The sequence below is a fragment of the Afipia massiliensis genome, assembly GCF_014203115.1.
GTDB classification, from domain to species: domain Bacteria; phylum Pseudomonadota; class Alphaproteobacteria; order Rhizobiales; family Xanthobacteraceae; genus Afipia; species Afipia massiliensis.
Genome location: NZ_JACHIJ010000013.1, coordinates 1 through 22,476 on the forward strand (window position 1 = coordinate 1; position 22,476 = coordinate 22,476).

Annotated in this window: 22 protein-coding genes; 18 read left to right on the top strand and 4 right to left on the bottom strand. The window is 55.6% G+C overall.

Translation table 11 applies throughout. The annotated features are described in order from the left end of the window. Positions 1 to 139: 139 nt before the first annotated feature. Positions 140 to 817 (bottom strand): hypothetical protein, encoded by a 678-nt coding sequence (locus tag HNQ36_RS25370; protein WP_184090651.1) that lies wholly within the window; start codon positions 815 to 817, stop codon positions 140 to 142. A gap of 715 nt (positions 818 to 1,532) precedes the next feature. Here HNQ36_RS25370 and HNQ36_RS25375 point away from each other — a divergent pair. From HNQ36_RS25375 to HNQ36_RS25390, 4 genes are all read left to right on the top strand, one after another. After that, complete coding sequence (locus tag HNQ36_RS25375) at positions 1,533 to 2,408, top strand: FAD binding domain-containing protein (RefSeq protein ID WP_019196006.1); 876 nt, start codon at positions 1,533 to 1,535, stop codon at positions 2,406 to 2,408. Beyond that, positions 2,405 to 2,887 (top strand): (2Fe-2S)-binding protein, encoded by a 483-nt coding sequence (locus HNQ36_RS25380; RefSeq protein WP_019196007.1) that lies wholly within the window; start codon positions 2,405 to 2,407, stop codon positions 2,885 to 2,887. Before HNQ36_RS25375 ends, HNQ36_RS25380 begins: the two co-directional genes overlap by 4 nt. Before the next feature lie 31 nt (positions 2,888 to 2,918). Next, positions 2,919 to 5,309, top strand: coding sequence for a xanthine dehydrogenase family protein molybdopterin-binding subunit (locus HNQ36_RS25385; RefSeq protein ID WP_019196008.1), 2,391 nt, complete (start codon positions 2,919 to 2,921; stop codon positions 5,307 to 5,309). Between the two features lie 250 nt (positions 5,310 to 5,559). Further along, positions 5,560 to 6,486 carry a winged helix-turn-helix transcriptional regulator gene (locus tag HNQ36_RS25390; protein WP_321175238.1) on the top strand — a complete coding sequence of 309 codons (927 nt, stop codon included), beginning with the start codon at positions 5,560 to 5,562 and terminating at the stop codon, positions 6,484 to 6,486. 15 nt (positions 6,487 to 6,501) lie between these two features. Here the strand turns inward: HNQ36_RS25390 and HNQ36_RS25395 are convergent, their stop codons facing one another. Then, positions 6,502 to 7,713, bottom strand: coding sequence for an ABC transporter substrate-binding protein (locus HNQ36_RS25395; protein WP_040427159.1), 1,212 nt, complete (start codon positions 7,711 to 7,713; stop codon positions 6,502 to 6,504). A gap of 139 nt (positions 7,714 to 7,852) precedes the next feature. Between HNQ36_RS25395 and HNQ36_RS25400 the strand changes: the two genes are divergently transcribed. The 8 genes from HNQ36_RS25400 to HNQ36_RS25435 are packed head-to-tail and all read left to right on the top strand — an operon-like array spanning position 7,853 to position 15,181. Beyond that, on the top strand, positions 7,853 to 8,638 hold the full coding sequence (locus HNQ36_RS25400; RefSeq protein WP_040427157.1) for an ABC transporter ATP-binding protein: 786 nt from the start codon (positions 7,853 to 7,855) through the stop codon (positions 8,636 to 8,638). After that, positions 8,635 to 9,360, top strand: a complete 726-nt coding sequence (locus tag HNQ36_RS25405; protein ID WP_019196012.1) for an ABC transporter ATP-binding protein — start codon at positions 8,635 to 8,637, stop codon at positions 9,358 to 9,360. The genes HNQ36_RS25400 and HNQ36_RS25405 overlap by 4 nt, the downstream gene beginning before the upstream one ends. Positions 9,361 to 9,366: 6 nt before the next feature. Continuing rightward, positions 9,367 to 10,245, top strand: coding sequence for a branched-chain amino acid ABC transporter permease (locus tag HNQ36_RS25410; protein WP_019196013.1), 879 nt, complete (start codon positions 9,367 to 9,369; stop codon positions 10,243 to 10,245). 8 nt (positions 10,246 to 10,253) lie between these two features. Continuing rightward, positions 10,254 to 11,240, top strand: a complete 987-nt coding sequence (locus HNQ36_RS25415) for a branched-chain amino acid ABC transporter permease (protein WP_040427401.1) — start codon at positions 10,254 to 10,256, stop codon at positions 11,238 to 11,240. 1 nt (position 11,241) lies between these two features. Next, positions 11,242 to 12,015 (top strand): enoyl-CoA hydratase-related protein, encoded by a 774-nt coding sequence (locus HNQ36_RS25420; RefSeq protein ID WP_040427155.1) that lies wholly within the window; start codon positions 11,242 to 11,244, stop codon positions 12,013 to 12,015. Between the two features lie 5 nt (positions 12,016 to 12,020). After that, complete coding sequence (locus tag HNQ36_RS25425) at positions 12,021 to 12,782, top strand: N-acyl homoserine lactonase family protein (RefSeq protein WP_019196016.1); 762 nt, start codon at positions 12,021 to 12,023, stop codon at positions 12,780 to 12,782. A 59-nt stretch (positions 12,783 to 12,841) separates the two neighbouring features. Then, positions 12,842 to 13,594 (top strand): SDR family NAD(P)-dependent oxidoreductase, encoded by a 753-nt coding sequence (locus HNQ36_RS25430; RefSeq protein ID WP_184090654.1) that lies wholly within the window; start codon positions 12,842 to 12,844, stop codon positions 13,592 to 13,594. 24 nt (positions 13,595 to 13,618) lie between these two features. Beyond that, the gene (locus tag HNQ36_RS25435) at positions 13,619 to 15,181 is read left to right on the top strand and encodes a class I adenylate-forming enzyme family protein (RefSeq protein WP_019196018.1); all 1,563 of its coding nucleotides are present in this window, start codon (positions 13,619 to 13,621) and stop codon (positions 15,179 to 15,181) included. A gap of 255 nt (positions 15,182 to 15,436) precedes the next feature. On the opposite strand, the gene HNQ36_RS25440 is transcribed toward HNQ36_RS25435, so the two are convergent. Beyond that, complete coding sequence (locus HNQ36_RS25440; RefSeq protein ID WP_040427399.1) at positions 15,437 to 15,751, bottom strand: NIPSNAP family protein; 315 nt, start codon at positions 15,749 to 15,751, stop codon at positions 15,437 to 15,439. A gap of 91 nt (positions 15,752 to 15,842) precedes the next feature. Here HNQ36_RS25440 and HNQ36_RS25445 point away from each other — a divergent pair, with 91 nt between their 5' ends. The 5 genes from HNQ36_RS25445 (at position 15,843) to HNQ36_RS25465 (ending at position 20,466) form a co-directional block, all read left to right on the top strand. Next, entirely contained in the window at positions 15,843 to 17,156 is a 1,314-nt protein-coding gene (locus HNQ36_RS25445) for an ABC transporter substrate-binding protein (protein ID WP_040427153.1), read from the top strand. A 59-nt stretch (positions 17,157 to 17,215) separates the two neighbouring features. Continuing rightward, on the top strand, positions 17,216 to 18,115 hold the full coding sequence (locus HNQ36_RS25450) for a branched-chain amino acid ABC transporter permease (protein WP_019196021.1): 900 nt from the start codon (positions 17,216 to 17,218) through the stop codon (positions 18,113 to 18,115). Positions 18,116 to 18,213: 98 nt separating this feature from the next. Then, complete coding sequence (locus HNQ36_RS25455; RefSeq protein ID WP_210312217.1) at positions 18,214 to 19,077, top strand: branched-chain amino acid ABC transporter permease; 864 nt, start codon at positions 18,214 to 18,216, stop codon at positions 19,075 to 19,077. After that, on the top strand, positions 19,074 to 19,820 hold the full coding sequence (locus HNQ36_RS25460; protein ID WP_019196023.1) for an ABC transporter ATP-binding protein: 747 nt from the start codon (positions 19,074 to 19,076) through the stop codon (positions 19,818 to 19,820). Before HNQ36_RS25455 ends, HNQ36_RS25460 begins: the two co-directional genes overlap by 4 nt. A gap of 7 nt (positions 19,821 to 19,827) precedes the next feature. After that, positions 19,828 to 20,466 carry an ABC transporter ATP-binding protein gene (locus HNQ36_RS25465; protein ID WP_019196024.1) on the top strand — a complete coding sequence of 213 codons (639 nt, stop codon included), beginning with the start codon at positions 19,828 to 19,830 and terminating at the stop codon, positions 20,464 to 20,466. On the opposite strand, the gene HNQ36_RS25470 is transcribed toward HNQ36_RS25465, so the two are convergent. Beyond that, the gene (locus HNQ36_RS25470) at positions 20,467 to 21,222 is read right to left on the bottom strand and encodes a GntR family transcriptional regulator (protein ID WP_019196025.1); all 756 of its coding nucleotides are present in this window, start codon (positions 21,220 to 21,222) and stop codon (positions 20,467 to 20,469) included. It lies immediately after the preceding gene. Positions 21,223 to 21,421: 199 nt separating this feature from the next. Here HNQ36_RS25470 and HNQ36_RS25475 point away from each other — a divergent pair, with 199 nt between their 5' ends. Further along, complete coding sequence (locus HNQ36_RS25475; RefSeq protein WP_152343665.1) at positions 21,422 to 22,474, top strand: alpha/beta hydrolase family protein; 1,053 nt, start codon at positions 21,422 to 21,424, stop codon at positions 22,472 to 22,474. Positions 22,475 to 22,476: the final 2 nt, after the last annotated feature.

Here is a 22,476-nt window from a genome sequence, read left to right on the forward strand (position 1 = left end):
GTCTCATCGTCCGTTCCTTTGAAAGGCTACGATGACCCAGAAAACCTCCTCTCTCAATTAGCCCAATTCTGTCTCATTGGTGCTGACGCCGAACAATGATGTCACGGGCGTCGTCGTCGGTCAGCCGCGGCGATCAAACTCAAATTGTGGTACGGCGGGGGCGCGCCCTTTTGTGACGAATTCCAAACTTGCTCAGGGTGTCGGAGATCTTTTGCTCCGATACAACTTTGCTGTTCGGATTATGCTTGAGCAGATCGCCCTGTATCACCTTCAGAAACGGAACGTTATCTAGGTCTCGAAGAGCACTGTAATTGAGGAGGTTCAGTTCGCGCGCGGTAGCAACCAAATCGGGGACATCAAAACCGGCCGGAAGAGCGTAACACCGATCCTCCGCCTTGGCCGATGAAATCGTCTGATGAACGATCCGCCAATCAAGGTCGGTGGTTTCGTAAGGCAACTTCGCCGGAGCAATTTGAACTGCTCGGATAACCCTGCCGTCGATCAGGGTCGCATTGACATCGCTGTCAACTATGGCATCCGCCAACTCAGTGGTGTCGAAATCGATCAACTCCGACCGATATCTGGCATGGCATGTTTTTGAGCTGCGCAACCAAACTGTGTAAACGTGGCGATTACCGCGCTCGAAAAATAATCCAGTAAGAGTGACGGTCTCGCCGGACGGCAGCGTCAGATCACCACATGTTATCCTAGCTTGATCGCCGGACTGAAAGCCTGCCTCGTCGCTGAGCGTCGCGATCGCGTCTGCCACAGATAGCAGATAGGGCTTGCAGTCGCTGAGGTTGATGTGGACCGTCATATTTAGCCCCCAAGGTTATGAAGATTCTCAGGTTGGGGAAATCGGTGTTCAAATGTCAAGAACTGATCCGCCGGCTCCGTTGTGATCGCTCCGTGAGCTCTTTTCGCATAATGACGCGTTATGGAATGGCCAGCGAACGATGTGGAAAAATCGATTTCCATAGCGTAGATTATGACTATGAGCTCAATTGTAAAATGTGAACAATGCCACGCTCTTTATGAGCGCACGCTAATCGAGGTGCCTTTTCTAGATAAGGGCAATTATAACTGTAATTGCGGGTACGAGATCGAAACTTGGAGCAGTTCTCGTGTTCAAGAAGCTCAATGATTTGCCGGACGTGTCCGGCGTCAAATGATCGTAAATTCAGAGACAGTGCTTGCCGAAAAAACATTCACGTCTTCGAGCAAACACGCTTGTTTTCTCGTGAGGAATTAAAAGTATCTTGATACCGAATGCTTGCGGTCGATATTACCGCGGCTGCTCCTAGCGCGCTGATTGCTAAACAGGCGGCTTCACCGTCCTTCTGGTTGGGCAAGGCATTTGTGGACTATCGCCGATAAGGTCTGATCCAAAGTCCAATGATTCACACCGAAGCTATCTGCGCTGAGCGAACTTCGGCAATGTTGACATATGCCATATTAGTCTAATAATGCAAGTCACCGTCGATCTCATTTTCATTTGAATAATATCCTGGGTCGGTTGAGGGGGCCGCGTAATGAAGCCAGCGGTTTTTGATTATGTCCGCGCTGAAAGTGTGGAGCATGCCGTGCAAACGCTTGCTGCCGCAGGCGGAGATGGCAAGCTGATTGCGGGCGGACAGAGCTTAATGCCGATGATGAACTTTCGCTTGGTCCAACCATCTATCTTAGTGGATATTAATCGAATTGTTGATCTCGATATTATACAGATTCGAGGCGCGAGGCTTTCTATTGGTGCGCTAGTCCGTCATCGTATGACGGGTGCAAGTGAGCTTGTTCAGCAGCACATTCCTGTCCTTCATCACACAATGAAGCATGTGGCTCATCTAACAGTCCGAAATCGTGGCACGTTTTGTGGCAGCATTTGTCACGCTGATTCAGCAGCTGAGATGCCGATGATGTCACTCCTGCTCAATGGAATAATGCACATTGCATCGCCCCGAGGACGCCGCGAAGTTCCCGCGCAAGATTTCTTTATCGGCGCCATGGCCACTGTGCTGGAGCCAGATGAGTTCGTCACAGAGGTCGAGGTCGATGTATTGCCCGGTGGAACGGGCTGGGGATTTCACGAATTCGCGCGGCGTCATGGTGATTACGCCCTTGCCGCGGTCGCGGTCACAATGCAACGGCATGACTGCGCCGCATCGGGTGTCCGCATCGGAGTGATGGGTGTTGGGGAAATATCAATGCGGATGCCGCAGGTGGAGGAGATGCTCGAGGGTCGTGAGATCAATTCCGATCTTTTGAAAAAAGCCGTTGAGGCTCTTCAAGCGGAGCTTGAACCTAATTCCGATCTACATGCATCTGCAGATTACCGCCGACACTTAGCCGGAGCCCTTGCTGGTCGCGCTATAATCGATGCGTGGTCCCGATCGGAAAAGGGGACAAAGTGAGCAAGCGGGTGTCAATCACGGTGTCCGTGAATGGGCAATCCTACACGCAGCTTGTCGAGCCCCGCATGCTGCTGTCGGATTTCCTGCGTCATGAACTCGGGCTCACTGGCACGCATGTCGGATGTGAGCATGGTGTTTGTGGGGCCTGCACGATTTTGCTCGACGGGCGTAGCGCGCGTTCCTGCCTAACGCTTGCGGTGCAGACGGACGGTGCCGACATTCAGACCGTCGAGGGGCTAGGAACGATTGAGCATCTCGGCCGTGTCCAGCAGGCTTTCCGCGATCATCATGGACTACAGTGCGGTTTTTGTACGCCTGGTTTCGTGATGACCATCACGGACATGCTCCTGCATCACAGCCTCGACACCGATGACGAAATTCGTGAAGCTCTCTCGGGCAATATATGCCGGTGTACCGGTTACGAGCATATCGTCAACGCGGTGCGCGAACTGGCCAGGGAAAGGGCCTCGTTCAAGTGAGACTTCCTTCCAGTCACGCGAGGGTTCGGACATGAAACGTTTCGACTCATCGTCAGTCGAGATGCGACCCAAGATGGTCGGACAGAGGATCAAGCGCACGGAAGATCCGCGCCTGCTCGCGGGCGTTGGACGCTACGTCGACGATATGACCCCGAGCAAAACTCTTCACATGGCAATTCGCCGTAGCGATCAGCCGCATGCGCGGATCGTGAAGATCGATGCGGGCGAGGCGATTTCGGTGCCGGGTGTCTTTGCCGTCTTTAGCGCCGCCGATCTCGAGGATGAGGTGAAGCCGGCAGTTCCGATATCGACCATGAAGAACTATTACGCGACGCCGATCTGGCCGCTCGCCCGTGGCAAGGTTCGGTATGTGGGCGAACCGGTCGTCGCCGTGCTCGCCGACAGCCGTTATGCAGCCGAAGATGCGCTCGAACATATTCATATTGAATACGAAGCGCTCCCGTTTGCAATTCGGCAGGTCGACGCGGTTGCGGATGACGCTCCGCTCCTGCACGAGGAAGCGGGAACGAATGTCATTATTTCCCGCGAGTTCGCGCGCGGCGAAGTCGATAACGTGATCGCGCAGGCTCCGGTGACGGTCAGAGCGACATTCCGGATGACGCGAAAGACGGCCGTCTCGATTGAAAATAGGTCGTATCTCGCAGAATGGGATCGCCGCCGCCTCGCGCTGACGCTTCACTCCTCGACCAATATCCCGGGTATTGTACGCGACGCATTGTCGAACTGCCTCGACCTGCCCGGAAACAGAATCCGCGTCGTCGCTCCGGATGTCGGTGGCAGCTTTGGCGGAAAGGGGTCGCTCTATCACGAGGAAATTCTAGTCTGTGCTCTCGCTCGAAAACTTGGGCGCCCGGTGAAGTATGTATGCGACAGGCTTGAGGATTTATCGGCGACGAGTCAGGCCTTCGATCAGCTAATCGATGCAGAGCTTGCCGTGGATGAGGACGGCACGCTTCTTGGTCTGCGTGCTGACGTGATCGGGGACATCGGTGCCTATTCGATTTATCCCTGGACGGGGGCGCTTGAACCTGTGCAGGTCGTAAGTTTCCTGCCTGGCCCGTATCGTCTTCAGCATTACCGAGGCCGCGTGCGGGGCGTCCTGACGCCGAAGCCGCCGACGGGGCCTTATCGCGGCGTGGGCCGTCCCGCTTCGACCTTTGCGATGGAGCGGCTCATCGATATGGCCGCTCGCAAGATCGGAATGGATCCCGTTGAAATGCGGCGGCGCAATCTCGTGCGCGCGGAGGAGTTTCCGTATCGGACTGCATCGGGACTCATCTGGGATAAATCCGCGTTCCAGGAATGCCTGAGCGGAGCATGCGACCTCGCAGATTATCCCACACTTTTGCGCGAGCGCGACGACGCACGGGCTGAGGGACGCTGGGTCGGCATCGGTCTGTCGAGCTACGCAGAACTGACTGGCATAGGCTCGCGCATTTCGGTTGCGCCCGGCATGCCGATTAATACCGGCACGGAGACATCTTCAATCCGCATCGACGCAACCGGCGCAATTACCGCTGCGTTCGGCATTGCATCGCATGGTCAGGGCCTGGAAACCACGCTTGCGCAGGTCATAGCAGATGAATTGGGTTGCAGGCTGGAAGATGTGGAAATTCAGCATGGCGACAGCGCGTTGACGCCGGTGAGCAGCGGCACCTTCGCAAGCAGGTCAGCCGTGCTTGCCGGCGGGGCCGCGACGATGTCTTCCAGGGTGGTGAAAGCAAAAGTCCTGAAAGCCGCGGCTCATCTTATGAATGTGCCAGTCGACGATCTCGATGCTTCGGAAGGCCTTATCTATGCGCGTAATTCGAATGTCTCGATGACATTCAAGGAGGTCGCGCATGCGGTATATTCACAGATGGGAAGAATTCCCCGAGAGCAGCGCGAAGACCTCATCGCATCGGAAACCTACGATCCCTATTTCGGAACGGCCTGTTCGTCCACGCATCTGGTCATGGTTGAAATTGATCCGCAGACCTATGGGGTGACAATCCGCAAGTATGTCGTGGCTGAAGACTGCGGCCGCATTATTAATCCAATGATTGTCGACGGCCAGATTCAGGGCGCCGTGGCACAGGGCATTGGCGCTGCCTTGCTGGAAGAGATCGTGCATGATGAATCTGGCCAGGTCGTAACGGCAAGCCTTGCCGATTATCTCCTGCCGCTTGCAACGAACGTTCCAGACATCGGAATTCTTCATATCGAGGCAGACCTTCCGAACAATATCGGAGGTTTCCGGGGGATGGGCGAGGGGGGGACTATCGGAGCGCCCGCCGCGATAGCGAATGCCATCTCGGACGCGCTATCCCCCTTGGGGGTTGAAATCCACACGTTGCCGGCGACGCCCGAACGTATCTTTCAGTTGGTTCGATCCGCGACGCGAAACGCAGAGGGTGTATGACACCATGTGTCGACCGTCACCTGTCGCTTGTTCTGAGATCGGTATTGGTATAATCGAGCATCAGCTTACAAATTCATCGTTCGATCTTTCCTGATGTCATAGATCGACGAACCTGAGCTATATAATGGGGCTATCAGCAGCAGCTAAAGAAAAGCCCGTCAAATCATCGAAGAAAAAATCTCCGGTTCGCAAAGGACAGAAGCAAGCCATCGCGACCGAGAGGCGCTGTTCGATTGCAAGCACGGTCGGCATTTTATCGGACGCGTGGGCATTTCTGGTCATTCGGGAAGCGTTCTTCGGTGCCAAGCGTTTTGAGGAATTCCGCTCAGGTCTGGAGATTACGCGGGCGACGCTGACTGACAGGCTGAGGCGTCTGGTACACGAAGGAATTATGAGGGAGTTCCCATATTCCAGTACGTTGAGCCGCGTCGAGTACAAGCTGACAAAGGCCGGGATCGAACTTTATCCGATGTTCATGTCGATGATGCAGTTCGGTGATCGCTGGCTCGAGACATCCAAAAGCGGCCCGCTTCAGCTCATTCATGAGAGTTGCAATTGCGTGAGCAAGCCAATCGTCACATGTTCCTGCTGTGAGCAGCGTTTCTCGGCGCGAGATGTGAGTTACGTGGACGGACCTGGTGCCGGGCGAATACCGGCGGAGGCGCCGCGACGATCGCGCCGCACGGCCGACGATTTCATGCGCGGCCGCCCAAGTTCGGTTTCACGCACACTCGAAGTTATTGGAGACCGCTGGAGCTTCCTTATTCTTCGCGAGGCGTTTTACGGTCACACGCGATTCGATCAGGTCCATTCGGAACTTGGTATCGCCACCAATATTCTGACCGATCGGTTAGCGCGTCTTGTTGATCACGGAGTGTTCCGGAAGGAAATGTATCAGGATGCTCCGGAACGCTATGAGTATCTTCTCACGCCGATGGGAGCCGACCTGCACGGGCCTCTCTTGATGATCATGGCGTGGGGCGACCGCTGGCGGTCACAGGGCAGGCCGCCGATGCTGCTTCGTCACGACGCTTGCGAAAAGATTTTTACGCCGGTCGTCGTCTGCAACCGCTGCGGCGAGGCGATCAGTGCGTTCTCGATGAAGTACCGGATGCGCTACAACCCGGAGAAATTCGGAGGGCGCAAGAGCAGCCGGGCAGTGCCCGGCCGCATCTGACGTCTCAATGTTCGATCACTTCTTGACCAATGCGCACTTGCTTTCCGAAAGCGGGCGGAAAGCTTCATTCTCGGGAATGACCGCGCGAAGCTTGTAGTAGTCCCACGCGTACTTCGACTCTGACGGCTTCTTCACCTCATAGAGATACATGTCGTGAACGAATCGCCCATCTTCGCGGAGGCGGCCGTTCTTGGCAAAAAAGTCGTTCACAGGCAGTTCGCGCATCTTTGCCATGACGGACTTTGCTTCATCGGTTCCGGCAGCTTTGATGGCGTTCAGGTAGTGCATGGTTGAAGAGTAATCGCCTGCGTCGCCCATGTTGGGCATACGCTTCAGCCGCTCATAGAAACGCTTTGCGAACGCGCGTGTATCATCGTCGCGGTCCCAATAGAATCCGTTGGTGAGAACGAGTCCTTGCGCAAGCGGCAGGCCCATCGCATGGACGTCGTTGATCCAGACAAGAAGCCCTGCGATGGTTTGCTTGCCGCCATCCGTCAACCCGAATTCCTTGGCGGATTTCACCGCATTGATGAATACGGTGCCTGATCCCGCAATTGCGACGACCTTTGCTTTTGAAGCCTGTGCCTGAAGCAGAAAAGAGGAGTGGTCTGAGGTATCCATCGGATACCGCAATGCACCCGAAACCGTTCCTCCGTTCGCTTTCACGATCGCCGACGTGTCGATTTCGAGCGCGTGCCCAAACGCGTAATCGGCCGTCAGGAAATACCAGCTGTCCAGCTTCTCTTTCATGAGAGCCTTGGCCGTACCCTGAGCCAAGGCGTACGTGTCATAAACGTAGTGAATGCTGTTCGTGGTGCAGGAATCGTTTGTCAGCCTTGAAGATCCGGAGGTCGTGACGACCGCGATCCGGTTCTTTTCCTGCGCGATATTCGTGACTGCAAGCGCAATCGATGAATTGACGAGGTTGGCGATGAGGTCAACCTTTCCGACATCGTACCATTCGCGCGCTTTGGCAATCGCGACTTCATTCCGGTTCTGATGATCGGCTGCGATGACTTCAACAGGCTTGCCTAAAACTTTTCCGCCAAAATCCTCGACAGCCATTTTAACGGCGGTGACAGCGCCTTCTCCGGATTCGTGAGAAAACTGTCCCGATAAATCCGTCAGCACGCCGATGCGGACCACATCATCTGAAATCGTCGTCTGAGCGTGCGTGTAGCCGGTAAAAGTTGCCAACGCAGCCAGAGCTAGAATTGCAGTTCTCATGAATTCCTCCCCTTCTCTTGTTTGATTGGCCCGCGACGAAACTATTCCGCAAGCTTGCGTAACTAGACTATCTTTGCTATGACGATGTCAATAATGCCGTGCTTCTCGCGCGGAGCAAAAAAGCCAAATGGGGGTCTGGATGCACGCGGTCACGCCTCGCATTGCAACCGACGCGGTATTGCAGGCGCGGGGCCTGCGAAAAGATTTTCGTGGCTATGTCGCTGTATCAGGCGTCGATTTCGACGTTCGCCGGGGCGAAATTCATGCGTTGATCGGTCCCAACGGCGCGGGCAAGACCACCGTGTTCAACTTACTGACACGATTTATGCGGCCGACGTCAGGCCAGATATTTCTTGATGGCGTTGATATATCAAATCAAAAAGCTGCAGAAGTAGCCCGCCGCGGTCTGGTGCGGTCCTTCCAGATATCCGCAGTATTTCCAAGCCTGACTGTCGCCGAGAATCTGATGACTGCGCTGCAGCGGAGTTATGTGTCACCCGTGGCATTTTGGCGCGGGCGTGGAAAACTGGGCGATGTTTCCGATCGCATCGCAAATCTTCTGACACAGGTTGATCTGTTGAGTTTTGCGAATACGCGCGCTGGCGATCTGCCATACGGACGAAAGCGCGCACTCGAGCTTGCGACGACGCTTGCCGCTGAGCCAAAAGTCATGCTTTTGGACGAGCCGACACAAGGGCTTGGCCAGGAGGACGTCGACCGCGTCACCGGCCTCATCAAGCGAGCGGCGGTCGGCCGTACGGTTGTGATGGTCGAGCACAACATGAAGATAGTAGCTCGCATCGCGGACCGCATTAGTGTTTTACGCCGGGGGCAGATTATCGCGGAGGGGACGTATGACGAGGTATCTTGCGATCCGCAGGTCATAGAGTCCTATCTCGGCTCTCGCCGAAAGCGTGCACAATGACAGCCGCTGCGCTTGGGAATGCGGACGCGGTCCTTGCAGTGGAGCATCTCGAGGCTTGGTACGGCGAGTCCCACGTTCTTCACGGTATGACATTCGCCTTGCAGCGAGGGGAGGTTGTCGCCTTGCTCGGCCGCAACGGAAGCGGCCGCACGACCACGCTGCGCGCAATCATGGGTCTCATGGATCGCTGCACGGGCGCCATCCAGATAGACGGCAAAGAAGCAAGTAACCTTCCTCCACATCAGATCGCGCGTCTCGGCGTCGGCTATTGCCCGGAAGAGCGAGGCATTTTCGCGTCATTGTCGTGCGAAGAAAATCTATTGCTCCCTCCAAAGCAATCGGAGGGCGGGATGTCGGTGGAAGAAATCTATCAGCTTCTCCCGAATCTCGCCGAGCGGCGCAGTACGCCGGGAACGCGCCTTTCCGGAGGTGAGCAGCAAATGCTCGCGATTGCGCGAATTCTTCGAACAGGTGCTCATTTGCTTCTGCTCGATGAAATCTCCGAAGGCCTGGCACCGGTTGTGGTGGACAGGTTATTTGATCTTGTCGTCACTTTGCGCAGCCGTGGTTACACGATTTTGCTGGTCGAGCAGAACAAGCATTTCGCGGAGCTGCTCGCGGATCGCTTTCTTGTCGTCGAGCACGGCCAGATCGTCATGCATTTGACGGCCGACGAACTTGAATCCCAGAGCGATCTGGTCGACCGACGCCTTGGGGTTTGAGAAACGATGTTCGATTTCCCCATCCAGGTCTTGCTCGGACAGGTCACCATCGGTCTCGTAAACGGCTGCTTTTACGCCATTCTGAGTCTTGGCTTGGCGCTAATCTTCGGACTGCTGAACATCATCAATTTTGCGCACGGGGCGCTTTATATGCTCGGGGCGTTCGGCGTCTATCTTGCGATGCATAAGCTCGGCGTGAACTATTGGTGGTCGTTGGTCGCGGTTCCAATCGTGGTCGGAGTATTCGGCGCGCTGGTTGAACGATACTTGCTCCGCAGGCTGGCGGGCCTGGATCATCTTTATAGCTTGCTGCTGACGTTTGGCCTCGCGCTCGTCATCGAAAGTATCTTCCGCGATATCTATGGCTCCGGCGGCTTGCCGTATCCGACGCCGTCCGAGCTGCGCGGACTGATCGATCTCGGCTTCATGAGATTGCCGCTCTATCGCATTTGGATCGTCGGGATCTCGCTCGTGGTGTGTTTGGCGATCTGGCTTCTGATCGAGCGCACCCGCCTTGGATCCTATTTGCGCGCCGGAACGGAAAACGCGCGCATCGTCCAGGCGCTTGGAATAAATATTCCGCTGATGGTCACGTTTGTCTATGCGCTCGGAGCGGGATTGGCGGCGTTCGCCGGCGTTCTGGCGGCGCCGATCTATCAGGTGCAACCGTTGATGGGGTCGAACATTCTGATCGTGACGTTCGCAGTCGTCGTGATCGGAGGTCTGGGGTCCACAGCAGGTGCCATCATCACCGGTCTGGGTCTGGGCTTGATAGAGGGGCTTGCGAAAGTGGTTTACCCTGAAGTTTCCTCGACGATCGTTTTCATCGTCATGATGCTGGTGCTTTTGCTGCGGCCTGCCGGTTTGTTTGGACGGGAAGCATGATGACGACAATGCGGGCATCTACGGCGATTCTGCTCGGACTTGCGATCGTTGGTATCGTCCTTCCGTTCACTGGCCTTTACGTGCAGTTTCTCATGAAGTGCGTCTCCCTCGCACTTTTCGCGGTGGCGTTTAATTTTTTCACCGGCAACGTCGGCCTGCTCTCGATTGGCCACGCCGCGTTTTTCGGCATAGGCGCGTATCTGGCTGGATATGCCGTCAAGGAATGGAATTTCACGCCGGAGCTGGCGCTCGGGGGAAGCGCTCTTGCAGGCGCGGTGCTGGGACTGTTGATGGGCGGCATGGCCATTCGCCGTCAGGGAATTTACTTCGCGATGATTACGCTGGCATTGGCGCAGATGGTCTACTTCTTCTTCGTTCAAGCCCCGTTTACCGGCGCCGAAGACGGACTGCAGCGCATTCCGCGTCGTGCTGTCTTTGGGATGCTCGATCTGTCCAACGACTATGTGATGTACGCTTTTGTCCTTGTTCTGCTTGTTGGCGTCGTCTGGGGGCTTCAGCGGTTGATGGAAGCGCCTTTTGGACAGGTTCTGCTCGCCATTCGTGACAACGAGCCGCGTGCAATTTCACTTGGCTACGATGTTCAAAGCTACAAACTGAGCGCATTCGCAATCTCGGCGGCCGTTGCCGGTCTTGCTGGCGGCATCAAGGCTCTCACTCTTGGGTTTGCTGGATTGCCTGATGCGCACTGGACGCAATCCGGAAATGTGATTCTCATGTGTTTGTTGGGCGGGCTCGGAACGGCGTTGGGTCCGATTGTCGGCGCCGTCCTGATCGTGACGCTGGAAAGCCGGCTGGCCAGTCTTGGTGTGGTTCAGCTCGGTCCTCTCGCAATCGATTTGTCGAGCAAGGTGCCAACCATCATCGGCCTCATATTCATGATGTGTGTCCTGCTGTTCCGACGCGGAATAGTGGGGGAGATCGCCGCTGCCGTCGCCGCTTTCCGCGCGCAGCGGCTCGATGCGAAGGGAGGTTGATATGGCGGATATCGAGACCAGGAGTTCTGGCTCCACCGTAACCGTAACGATCAATCGTCCATCGCAGCGAAATTCCATGACGCTGTCGATGTGGCGAGAGATCGCCGCGATCTTCGAGGAACTGGGCAGGCAGCGTGACGTACGCACGATAATTCTGACAGGAGCCGGAGGCAATTTCAGCGTCGGTGCGGACGTATCGGAATTCGGCAAGGTGAGGTCTAATCTTGCGGAAAGCAAAGCGTATGAGGTCGCGGTGGACGCCGCCTCCGACGCAATCTCGAGCGTGCCACAGCCAGTGATCGCCGTGCTGGAAGGATACTGCCTCGGAGGAGGTTGTCATTTATCGATGGCGTGCGATTTCCGTTACGCTCATCGGGATTCCTCCATCGGAATTCCTGCCGCGAAGCTATCTATCGTCTACGGCGTTCGAAGCACACAGCGGCTTTTGTCGCTGGTTGGTCTGTCAAATACGAAGCGCATTCTTTACTCGGCTGAACGGCTTTCTGCAGAGCATGCACACCAGATTGGCTTGATCGATCACGTTTCGCCCGATCCGATGACCGAAGCCGCTGCATTCTCGCAACGTCTTGCGGCCGTCGCGCCGCTCTCGGTTCAGGGCGCAAAGCAGATCCTGACCGGCCTTTCGATGGGTCCTGGATGTCTCGATGAGGACGCCGCCAATGCGTTTATCGATCGGGTATCCGACAGCGACGACTATCGGGAAGGCCGGGCTGCCTTCGTTGAAAAACGGTCTGCTGAATTTCGCGGGAGGTAGCGGCTATGAAAATGCATGTGTTATCGGGCGGTCGTCTGAGGATGAAGAAGGCGATTTATTATCCGGATGCCGGCCGGGAAGAGACGGTCGATCTTCCCGTTTCCTGCATTTTGATGCGGCATGCGCAAGGGAATGTGTTGTTCGACACGGGCTGTCATCCAACGATAGCTGAGAACGCCGAGGCTCGTTGGGGGAATCTCGCCAAGTTCATGACACCGGTTATGTCGCCGGACGATAATGTTCTGAGCGGTCTCCGGGCTGTTGGGCTGGGACCGGACGACATTGATGTGGTCATTTGTTCGCACTTCCATACGGACCACTGCGGATGCAATGAGTTTTTCAAGAAGGCAACGATGATCGTGCACGCGCGCGAACTCAGCGCCGCGCAGGCATCTGATTCGTCCAACAGCGGATACTTTGCCGCTGACTGGAAAACGGAAAATCCGCTGAAAATCATTGAGAGCGCGGAAGATGTCTTCGGCGACGGACGGCTGACGGTTATCGAGTTGCCGGGTCACACGCCAGGAACCGTTGGTGCGCTCGTGAAGCTGGATCGATCCGGTGAATTCCTGCTCACGTCGGATGCAGTAAGCATTCGTGCCAACCTGGATACGGACCATGCCCCGCGAAACACATGGAACGTCGATCAGTTTTTGAAATCTTTTGCCGAGGTGCGAAAGCTTGAGAAGGCGGGCGCGTCTGTTATCTGCGGTCATGACGCCGCGCAATGGAGCGCTCTCCGAAAAGGCATGGATGCGTACGACTAGATCGGCCACTAGACATTCCCAAGGGCATCTAACAAACATAAAGCGAAGAGGACGAAAACATGGATATGGTTCTGAAGGGCAAGGTGGCACTGGTCACGGGCGCTGGACGAGATGTGGGGCGCGACATTGCTCTAAGTCTTGCCGCTGAAGGTGCGGCAGTCGCCGTCAACTACAACGGCTCCCGAGAGAAGGCCGCGGCTGTTGTTGCGGACATCGAGAAGGCCGGCGGAAAAGCCATCGCCTATAAGGCCAATGTCGCCAATTTCGCGGAAGTCAACGACATGGTTTCGAAGATCGTCGCGGATTTCGGCGGTCTCAATATTGTCGTCAACAATGCGGGCGTAGCGCTGCGAAATCGCTTCAGCGACACGACGCAGGATGAATGGAAGAAGCAGATCGACGTATGTCTGTACGGCGCGCTTCACGTTTGCAGAGCGACCGCGCCGCATTTGGAGAAATCCGGCGACGGCCGGATTATCGCGCTTGTGGGCGATTCGTCCCGCGTCGGAGAATCCGGGCTCAGCATCGTTGCGGCGGCGCGTGGCGGCGTTATCGCACTGATGAAGTCTCTCGCAAGAGAACTCGGCCGCGTCGGGACAACGGCGAATACCATTTCGCTGGGCTTGGTCGAGACACCTCATGACATTGCGTGGGTTAACGCAAATCGTGAGAAACTTACAAAGCTGTATCCGCTGCGCCGTCTTGGTTTTTCGTCGGATATAGCCCCGATGGTGACGCTCCTTGCGTCCAAGCATGGCAGCTGGATTACAGGCCAGACGATCAGCATCAACGGCGGCTTCAGCATGGTGTAACCGCCGACCTCGAGGAAACGAAATATGATCCAGACAGAATTGATCTCGCCGATACCCGAACTGCTCCGCCGTCAAGCGGAGCAGCTTGGATCGAAGCAGGCATTTCGCGATGTCGCCGGTTCGGTAACATATGCCGAGCTGGCGACGCGGACGGGTCATTTGGCCGGACACCTCGCCGACCGTGGAATGGAAGCGGGGATGAAGGTCGCCATTTTTCTTCCCAACTCAGTTGCCTGGGTTGAAACCTGCTTTGCGATCAATCGTGCCGACTGTATCTCCGTTCCGATCAGTTATGACTCGACGGAATCCGAGATACTCTATCGCTTGCTGGATGCCGATTGCGCGGCCATTGTCACCACGGACGAGCGCTCTGAGTTGGTGGCCAAGCTTATGAAGTCTGCTCCCGGATTACGCCTCGTTATTCTCGTCGGCCGGGATGCCGTCAGGGGCGAAGGGGTGCGTTATTCGCAACTGGTCGCGACGGCGCCGAATTCAACTCCGCGCGATTCGCTCGACATGTTTCTTCCCGCGTTCATCATCTACACGTCCGGAACAACGGGACGTGCGAAGGGCGTATTGCTTACCGTCCATGGCATGCTCTGGATTACTGCCGCGTGCCTTGCGCCCATCGGCGGGTTAAGCGAGCGAGACGTTGTGCTTTCACCGCTCCCGCTGTTCCACTCTTATGCACTCGCGCTCTCAGTGCTGGGTATTCTGGCCACAGGTGCCACCGAGTACATCATGGAGAAATACTCCACGTCCGAAGCCGTTCGTTTGCTTAAAACGGGCGAGTTCTCTGTATTTCCCGGCGTGCCGACTATGTTTCATTTTCTGTTAGAGGCGACGAAGGATGAGCCACTCGATAAGTTTCCGGGCTTGCGCGTCTGCATCAGCGCCGGTGCGATCATGCCGGCAACTCTGAATCGAGAGTTTGAATCGCGTTTTAAGCTAAAGCTCCTCGACGGATACGGTATTACAGAGACCTCCACCTTCGTCACATTGAATTGGATGACAGGCAGTCGCGTCATGGGATCATGCGGTCTGCCAATTCCCGGACTCGCAGTTCGCATTTTATCGCCGGCCACGGGAGAAGACGTCGATCTTGGCCAGGAAGGCGAGTTAATCGTCCGCGGTCCAAATCTGATGAGCGGTTACCACAACAAGCCCGAAGAGACGGCATCTGCTTTGCGAAAGGGCTGGTATTACACCGGCGATTTGGCGCGGAGTGACAAGAATGGTTTTCTGACCATTACGGGTCGTCTCAAGGAGTTGATCATCCGTGGCGGACAGAATATAGCGCCCGGCGAGATCGAGGAAGTCGTGAATTCGATGGAGCAGGTGGTCGATAGTGCCGTCGTCGGGATCCGGCACGAGCATCTCGGCGAGGTGCCCGCAATCTTTGTCGTACCGCGGGAGGGCTCACCCGTTACGCCGGACGCGGTCATCTTGTATTGCCGTGAACGGCTGTCGTCTTATAAGGTCCCGTACTCGGTACATTTCATATCAGAAATACCTAGGACAGGATCCGGGAAAATACTTCGGTTCAAGCTACGAGAAATGCTCACGCTAAACGGTCATTCAACATGAACTTTATCGCCGCCTTTTCGCGTAATGAGCGATTATGGAATTCAACTGCCGTGACGGTATTCAGTAACTTAAGCTCGCGGGATCGACTATGTCTCGAAGCAACGAAAAGAGCCAAGCGTCGCTTTTTCGGCGCCCTTACGGAATAATGGGACCGTAGACACGGTGCTCGATCAGCCAAGACTCAGCGCCGCCAATTCCGCCTTTGAAACTTAAAAAATGCTGAAACAGGCGGCACTCTTGGTGCGCAATCAAAGATCAGCGTATCGGCGAGAAGGTGGCGCAACTCAGAATCTTGATCTGCTGCGTTTGTAAGATAGGCAATGCGTCGGCGAGGAACGCCTGCCAGTCGGCATGCTTGGCCAGTTGAGCGCGCCTTTGCTGTCGATCTTCAAAGCTCTCGTAACCCCACATATGAATCACTTCGTTCACATCGCCGATCTCGGTGTGGAAGTAGCCGATCAGATTGCCCAGAATTTCCTTGTGAACAGGGAATCCCTTTTCTTCGTACAGACGAAGCCATTTGCTCACGCTTCCGGGCGTGAGTGAATAGGTCCGCATTTCGACAATCATCGCAGCCTCCGTAGTATTCGCCATATTGACCGCTCGGCCAACTTTGTATACATAGTTTTCCAACAAAGAGCAAACCAATCAGGGGGGCACGATGCCTATCACTCGCACCAAGCGTCTTTTATCCGCGGCTATTAGTACGCTTTCGCTGTTGGGATTGGCGCAAACGGCGTGCGCTCAAGGACAAACGTTTAAGCTCGGAATCGTGACGTTCACTTCCGGGCCTGGTGCAGAGTCGTTCGGTGTGCCTGCCTGGAATTCAGCAAAGATGCTCGCTGATGCATTCAATCAGGGAGGTCAGTTGCCGCCGCCATATGACAAGATCGGTTTGGGCGGTCTTAAAGTGGAAGCTTCCGTTATCGACGAGAACGGCGGCACGACCAAGCAGGTTCAGGAACTGCGAAACGCCTATGACCGCGATGGGTACGATGCGGTGATCGGTTACATCAGCTCAAGCAATTGCCTCGCGGGCGCACCCGTTGCCGAGGAGCTGAAAAAAATTCTTATACTTTTCGATTGCGGCACGCCCCGAATATTCGAGGATAACAAGTATCGCTATGTTTTTCGCGCAACCGCGCACGCGACGATGGATAACGTCGCCATGGCTCGGTATATCGCCAAGCGCAAGCTTAAGTCGGATGACGTTGGGGGCATTAATCCTGATTATGCCTATGGCCGCGATAACTGGAAAGATTTCCAGCAGAGCATGGTCAAGCTGAATGACAAGGCTAAGATCAAGTCGGAGCTTTGGCCGAAATTCGGTGCAGGACAATACGGCACTGAAATCTCCGCGCTGCTGCAAGCGAACCCCCAAATCGTGCACACCAGTCTTTGGGGAGGTGACCTTCAGGCGTTCATCCTGCAGGGCGCTCCGCGCAATCTTTTCAAAGACCGCCACGTTGCCATTATTGCCGCAGATCATGTCTTTCAACCGCTCGGAAGCCGTATGCCGAACGACGTGCTTGTCGGCGCGCGCGGTGAGAACGGGCCGTTTGCCGCCAAGAGCGCTCTGAATGACTGGTTTGTGGCTGCCTATGAGAAACAGTTCGCGGGTCAGGTGCCATCCCAGGCGCCCTACCGCATGGCACAGTCCGTTCTTGCTCTCAAACTTGCCGTGGACAAGGCGGCGGCGGCGAACGGCGGCAAGAAACCGACAGCCGATCAGATAGCCGATGCCCTGACAGGACTTGAATGGGAGGCACCATCGGGCCGCATCAAGATGGCACTGGGAGATGGCCATCAGGCTATCCAAGCCAATGCGATCGGCCTGACAAAGTGGAATCCTGCTACGAAGCGCGTGGAAGTTGTCGAAGTCGAGCGTTTTGCCGCGGAATGTGTGAATCCGCCGGTGAATGTGAAATCGGAAGAATGGATCGCCCAGGGTTTTCCCGAAGCAAAGTGTAACTAGGCATTGCGCACCCCGGCGCATTCGTGCGCCAGGGGTGCGGCACTTCGGGGGAACTATTCGTGCAACTCGTGACGACGATACTTCTTGACGGTTTGATCGATGCATCGTGGATTTTCATCGTTGCGGTCGGACTCACATTAATCTTCGGTGTCTTGAACGTCCTAAATCTTGCGCATGGCAATTTCTACGCAATAGGAGCCTACGTAGCCGCGACAGTTGCGGGCTGGTACTATGCCAGCGGCGACAATCCTCCGGCGTTCGGTCTGGTCTTGATGCTCGGCTCATCGATGCTGGTGGCAGGAATCCTCGGTCCGCTTCTCGAACGTGGGCTGCTCCGCTTTCTGTATGAGCGCGATGAAGTCATCCTGGTGCTTGTCACCTACGCGCTTTTCCTCATTCTTGAAGATGCGACCAAGCTGATTTGGGGTGTTAATCCATACTACGCGTACGATCCCTACTCGCTCTTCGGAGATTTGAAGGTCTACGGACTGACTTACGTCGGCTACGATCTTATGCTGATCGTGTTCGCCATTTTTGCCGGGATCATCTTGTGGCTTGGGCTGAATCGCACCAAGAGCGGAAAGCTCGTGCTGGCTGTGATTCATGATCGTGACATGAGCAGCGCGCTGGGAATCAATGTCACCCGTATCTTCGTGATTGCCTTCACGATTGGTGTGTTCCTGGCTGCTATAGGCGGGGCGATTACGGCGCCGAAAATTTCGGTGCAGCCGGGTCTGGCGGTGACTGTGGTGCTTCTCAGTTTTGCCGTGGTGGTGATCGGCGGGTTGGGCAGCATCGAAGGGGCCGCAATAGCAGCGCTTGTTGTCGGCCTGTCGCGGTCCCTTGCCATTCATCTCTGGCCATCGGCCGAGCTTTTCATCGTTTATCTGGTTATGGCGCTGATGCTCGCGATCAAGCCGCAAGGCATGTTCGGTGCGGTGCAACTGCGGAAAATATGATGACTAATACAAAGATCATTCTGGCTGCCACGGCGACGCTTGCAGCATTGCTGGCGCTAGGCCCGTTTCTGCCGGGTTGGGCGACCTTCCTGGGCGCAGTGGCTCTGGCCAAGGGGATTACAGCGCTCGGCCTGGTGGTGATGTTGCGAAGCGGCTTGTTATCGTTCGGACAGGGGCTGTTTTATTGCGTAGGCGGCTACGGTGCCGGTCTGCTCATGTTGTGGGGCGACGTCACCAACGCCGTCGTTCTGGTGATTGCCGGCGGGCTATCCGGACTGGTGGCGGGGCTGTTGATCGGCCCATTGCTCGCCGGATATAGGAAGATATTTTTCGCAACGCTCACGCTCGCATTGTCGATGCTGGTGCATGGCGCCTTGACAAAGGCCGATATCCTGGGCGGCTCGGATGGTTTGAATCTCCGGCCGCCAACGTTTTTCGGACTGGAGCAGACGACCGGTCTTTCGCCCGTATTTGCGATCTATGCGCTTGCCTGCGTCATCGCAGTAGCAAGCGCCTGTCTGCTTCGGATTCATTTCAGGTCTGTTCGTGGCCTGCTGTCGCTGGGGGTAAAGGACAATGAAATTCGCGTGGAATACCTTGGGACCTCGGTTCGCCGCGCGATTTTCGAGAACTATGTCGTTGCTGCATTTCTCGCAGGGATGGGTGGAGCGTTGAATGCGCTCGTGCTCGGACACATCGACCCTGAGCTCGCGTTCTGGACAACATCGGGCGAGTTTGTGTTTGTCGCTATTCTCGCGGGTCAGGTCAGCGTTGTCGCCATTTTTGTGGCATCGATCCTGCTCGAACTCGTCCGGTCATTTTCCAGCCAACACTTCCCAAATGCCTGGCAGATGACGCTTGGCATCTTCATGCTGACGGTCATCCTGTTCATGCCGAACGGCATTGGTGCGCTGTTGCAGCGCCGGCGCGGAAGCAAAATTGCGCAAGGGGAAGCTCCGTGAGTGCAATTCTGGATGTACGAAATTTAAGAAAGTCGTTTGGAGCGATCACAGCCGCGGATGATATTTCCGTCACGATCAATGCGGGCGAACGCGTTGGTCTCATCGGAACAAACGGAGCGGGGAAAACCACCTTCGTCAACATGGTCACGGGTTATCTGCGGGCTGACGGCGGAAGTATCGTGCTCCGGGGAGCCGATATTTCTGGCAAGTCTCCGAGGGAGATTGCGCGCGCGGGCGTTTGCCGTTCATTCCAGATCCCTCAATTATTCCTGAGTCTGACGACTGAAGAGAATCTCATCATCGCGCTGGGCATTTCGTCGGGGGAGGCGTTACGGCCGTTTGCTGGCACTGGATCGCCAGTCCTTGTTGCGTCGCTTGACGACCTGCTCACCCGATATCGTCTCCAGGAATTTCGTCATCGCGTGGTATCGGAACTGCCCGGCGGCGTTCGTAAATTGCTCGACATTGCGGTGAGCGTGACGCGTGGGCCTTCTCTGCTGCTGCTGGACGAGCCGACCAGCGGCGTCGCCGCAGAACAAAAATTCGATCTGATGGACATTGTTGTGAATGCACTGCCGAAGGACGTAACCGTCCTTTTTGTCGAGCACGACATGGATATCGTTAGCCGCTATTCGACGCGCGTTCTTGCGTTCTACGATGGGCGGATTATTTCCGATGGTCCTTCCGATGTCGTACTACAGGATTCACGCGTGAAAAGCTTCATTACCGGCGCGCCGAACTGAGAAAGATATGATCGAGGTAAAGAATATCGAAGTGCTCATCAAGTCGATCGAGATTCTGCGCGGCGTGAGCCTGACACTCGCGCCGGGTGAGATGATCGGACTCGTGGGCCGCAACGGTGCCGGTAAGACCACGACGATCCGCGCGCTTATGGGACTAGCTCCTCTAAAAGACGGCGAAATTCTCGTCGATGGCCGCAGTATCGATCACCTAAAGCCGCATCAGCGCGCGGCGCTGGGAATTGGCTATCTGCCTGAAGACCGGCGCCTCGTGCCCCTGCTTACGGTGGAGGAAAACATCCTAGTGCCGTCTTGGGCAATGCCCCAGATCGATCACAAAAAACGGCTGGCCTTCGCTTACGATCTTTTGCCGGAAATCGCCACAATGCGCGATCGCAAGGCTCTTCAACTCAGCGGTGGACAGCAAAAACTGGTTGCCCTTGCGCGGGCGATCATGGCTGGAACCAAGGTTCTTCTTCTTGACGAACCGTTTGAAGGTGTCGCGCCTGCGTTGTCCCAGCGCGTGTCTGAAGTGATTGGTGCATTGCGCGGTGAAAAACTCGCGGTTCTGATCGCGCAATCCGAGGTCAACCACGCGGCAAAGATGCTTGATAGAAGTTACTCGATCGAACGCGGCACGAGCATTTAGTTAGGCATGGACGTCAACGTCAAATACGAAGCGGTCGGAGCGATAGATTGTAGTTCCAGTCAAAAAGGGCTTTTCGCTCTTTGAAAGAGGTGTGAAGTAAACGACACCCATTGGAAAACCCGCCGGCATTTCGAACAAGGCGGAATACTCCGCGCTCAGGGCGGTTGAGGCGAAACCAAATCGGGATTTGGCCACATTTAATCGAGCTCGCTTCAGCATGGCGAAGGCGAATCCGTGATTCAGTTGATCCTTCAGACGCTCGAACATTTCATCTGTCAGATACAAAAAATGCAGGCTGACCGGCTCCTCATTGGCATAAACAAGCTTTTGATGGCGGTAGATCTTGGTGCCCTGAACGATACGAAGTCTTGAAGCAATCTCTCCATCAGCGGCTATCTGGTCGCGTTTAAGTTCCTTCACCGTCGGTTTGAAGCCGGCGCGTTCGATCTCATCGCCGATAGTATGCTCCGCATCGGCAGCGAAAACGCGATGAATAACGCTCTTAGGCTTGATGAAGATTCCGCGACCCTGTTCACCGTAAACCAGACCTTCATAGCTCAGCTCCCGCAATGCGCGTCGCACGGAGATTTCACTGACCTTGAATTCCTCCACAAGATCGGAGAGCGGCGGGAGCTTCGAGTTGGGAAGATATTTCCCGCTCGCAATACGCAAGCGCAGTTTCTCCGCAACATCTCGATACAGAAGCGAATGTCTTCCAGAACCTTTCGGAAGAAGAGGGCGTTGCAGCTTTGCCATTTGAACATTCCAGCGGTGCGTTGACATCTCAGACAACTTTGTATACAAACTTTTGCGTAACGGCGAGCTTTGGTTGTCCGTTCGCGTTACTTGATCTGCCCGCATCGAGCGATTGAAGTGGATCAAAAGATCCATCGTGCGGCCCGCAATAACTACTGCCGGCAACCTATAGCAGGGAGCCGAGAGGTGAGGAACTAAAGTGACCAAAGCTGCTGTTGAAACTGCGATCGATCAAGGCATTCATAGATTCCTAGCTGACGGCGTTCATTACAGGGACCTGATGGATATCCGCGCTGCTGCTCCTGATTGGAGTGCCTGGCCGGAAACTTGGTCGAAGTGGGCTGCCCAGGCCGAGAAGCGCGGTGAAGAGGCGCTCGCCGCTAAAACGTTGCTAACGGCGGCCACCGAGTTCGCGCGCGCTTCACTCTATTACCATTACGGGCAGTATCTTCTATTTGACGATCTGCATCTCAAGAAGCAAGTGCACGATAAGAAGCGTGATGCATTCAAGCGCGCTGCGCCGCTGCTGGAGGTGCCGATGGAGCGGGTTGAAATCCCGTTCGAAAACATCAAGATGGCCGGCTATCTCCGTGCGCCGGTTGGCGTCAGGAAGCCGCCTTGCGTCATCCTTCTGGGCGGTCTCGATACCACCAAGGAAGACTATCTGACAGTGGCGGATCATTGCTTGCGTCGCGGACTTGCGATTCTCGCGTTTGACGGCCCCGGTCAGGGCGAAACATTGTTTGAAATGCGCTGGCGAACTGATTTCGAAAAGGCCGTCGTTGCGGCCATCGATTACGTCGAAACGCGGCCGGAGATCGACAGTAATCGCATAGGCATCATTGGTCGCAGCATGGGCGGTTGCTACGCGCCGAAGACGGCTGCCATCGATAAGCGTATCAAGGCTCTTGTCGCGTGGGGTGTGATGTATCACCTCCAGAACCTTGCGGAAGTGCCAAAGCACACGCTTGAAGGCTTCATGTTCGTGAGCGGAAGCAAAACTCTTGAAGAGGCAAAGGCATTCTACGATACTATCGACTTGTCAAAATATGCTCCGAGCATCACATGCCCGACGTTGGTGGTTCATGGAGGACTCGATGTGATCACCCCGATCGATAACGCGACAAGCCTTATCAGGGATCTGAAATGTCACGTCGAAACCATCATCTGGGATGATAGCGTGCATTGTTGCCACGATCGTGCACATATTGTCCGCCCGGCACTGGCTGATTTCATGTTGAGGCATCTCTGAGA

Excerpts from the sequence above, each read along its gene's own strand:
- HNQ36_RS25435 (WP_019196018.1), top strand. The coding sequence starts at position 13,619 with ATGATCCAGACAGAATTGATCTCGCCGATACCCGAACTGCTCCGCCGT.
- HNQ36_RS25370 (WP_184090651.1), bottom strand. The coding sequence starts at position 817 with ATGACGGTCCACATCAACCTCAGCGACTGCAAGCCCTATCTGCTATCT.
- HNQ36_RS25385 (WP_019196008.1), top strand. The coding sequence starts at position 2,919 with ATGAAACGTTTCGACTCATCGTCAGTCGAGATGCGACCCAAGATGGTC.
- HNQ36_RS25400 (WP_040427157.1), top strand. The coding sequence starts at position 7,853 with ATGCACGCGGTCACGCCTCGCATTGCAACCGACGCGGTATTGCAGGCG.
- HNQ36_RS25405 (WP_019196012.1), top strand. The coding sequence starts at position 8,635 with ATGACAGCCGCTGCGCTTGGGAATGCGGACGCGGTCCTTGCAGTGGAG.
- HNQ36_RS25395 (WP_040427159.1), bottom strand. The coding sequence starts at position 7,713 with ATGAGAACTGCAATTCTAGCTCTGGCTGCGTTGGCAACTTTTACCGGC.
- HNQ36_RS25420 (WP_040427155.1), top strand. The coding sequence starts at position 11,242 with ATGGCGGATATCGAGACCAGGAGTTCTGGCTCCACCGTAACCGTAACG.
- HNQ36_RS25470 (WP_019196025.1), bottom strand. The coding sequence starts at position 21,222 with ATGGCAAAGCTGCAACGCCCTCTTCTTCCGAAAGGTTCTGGAAGACAT.
- HNQ36_RS25465 (WP_019196024.1), top strand. The coding sequence starts at position 19,828 with ATGATCGAGGTAAAGAATATCGAAGTGCTCATCAAGTCGATCGAGATT.
- HNQ36_RS25425 (WP_019196016.1), top strand. The coding sequence starts at position 12,021 with ATGAAAATGCATGTGTTATCGGGCGGTCGTCTGAGGATGAAGAAGGCG.
- HNQ36_RS25440 (WP_040427399.1), bottom strand. The coding sequence starts at position 15,751 with ATGATTGTCGAAATGCGGACCTATTCACTCACGCCCGGAAGCGTGAGC.
- HNQ36_RS25415 (WP_040427401.1), top strand. The coding sequence starts at position 10,254 with ATGCGGGCATCTACGGCGATTCTGCTCGGACTTGCGATCGTTGGTATC.
- HNQ36_RS25445 (WP_040427153.1), top strand. The coding sequence starts at position 15,843 with ATGCCTATCACTCGCACCAAGCGTCTTTTATCCGCGGCTATTAGTACG.
- HNQ36_RS25430 (WP_184090654.1), top strand. The coding sequence starts at position 12,842 with ATGGATATGGTTCTGAAGGGCAAGGTGGCACTGGTCACGGGCGCTGGA.
- HNQ36_RS25410 (WP_019196013.1), top strand. The coding sequence starts at position 9,367 with ATGTTCGATTTCCCCATCCAGGTCTTGCTCGGACAGGTCACCATCGGT.
- HNQ36_RS25375 (WP_019196006.1), top strand. The coding sequence starts at position 1,533 with ATGAAGCCAGCGGTTTTTGATTATGTCCGCGCTGAAAGTGTGGAGCAT.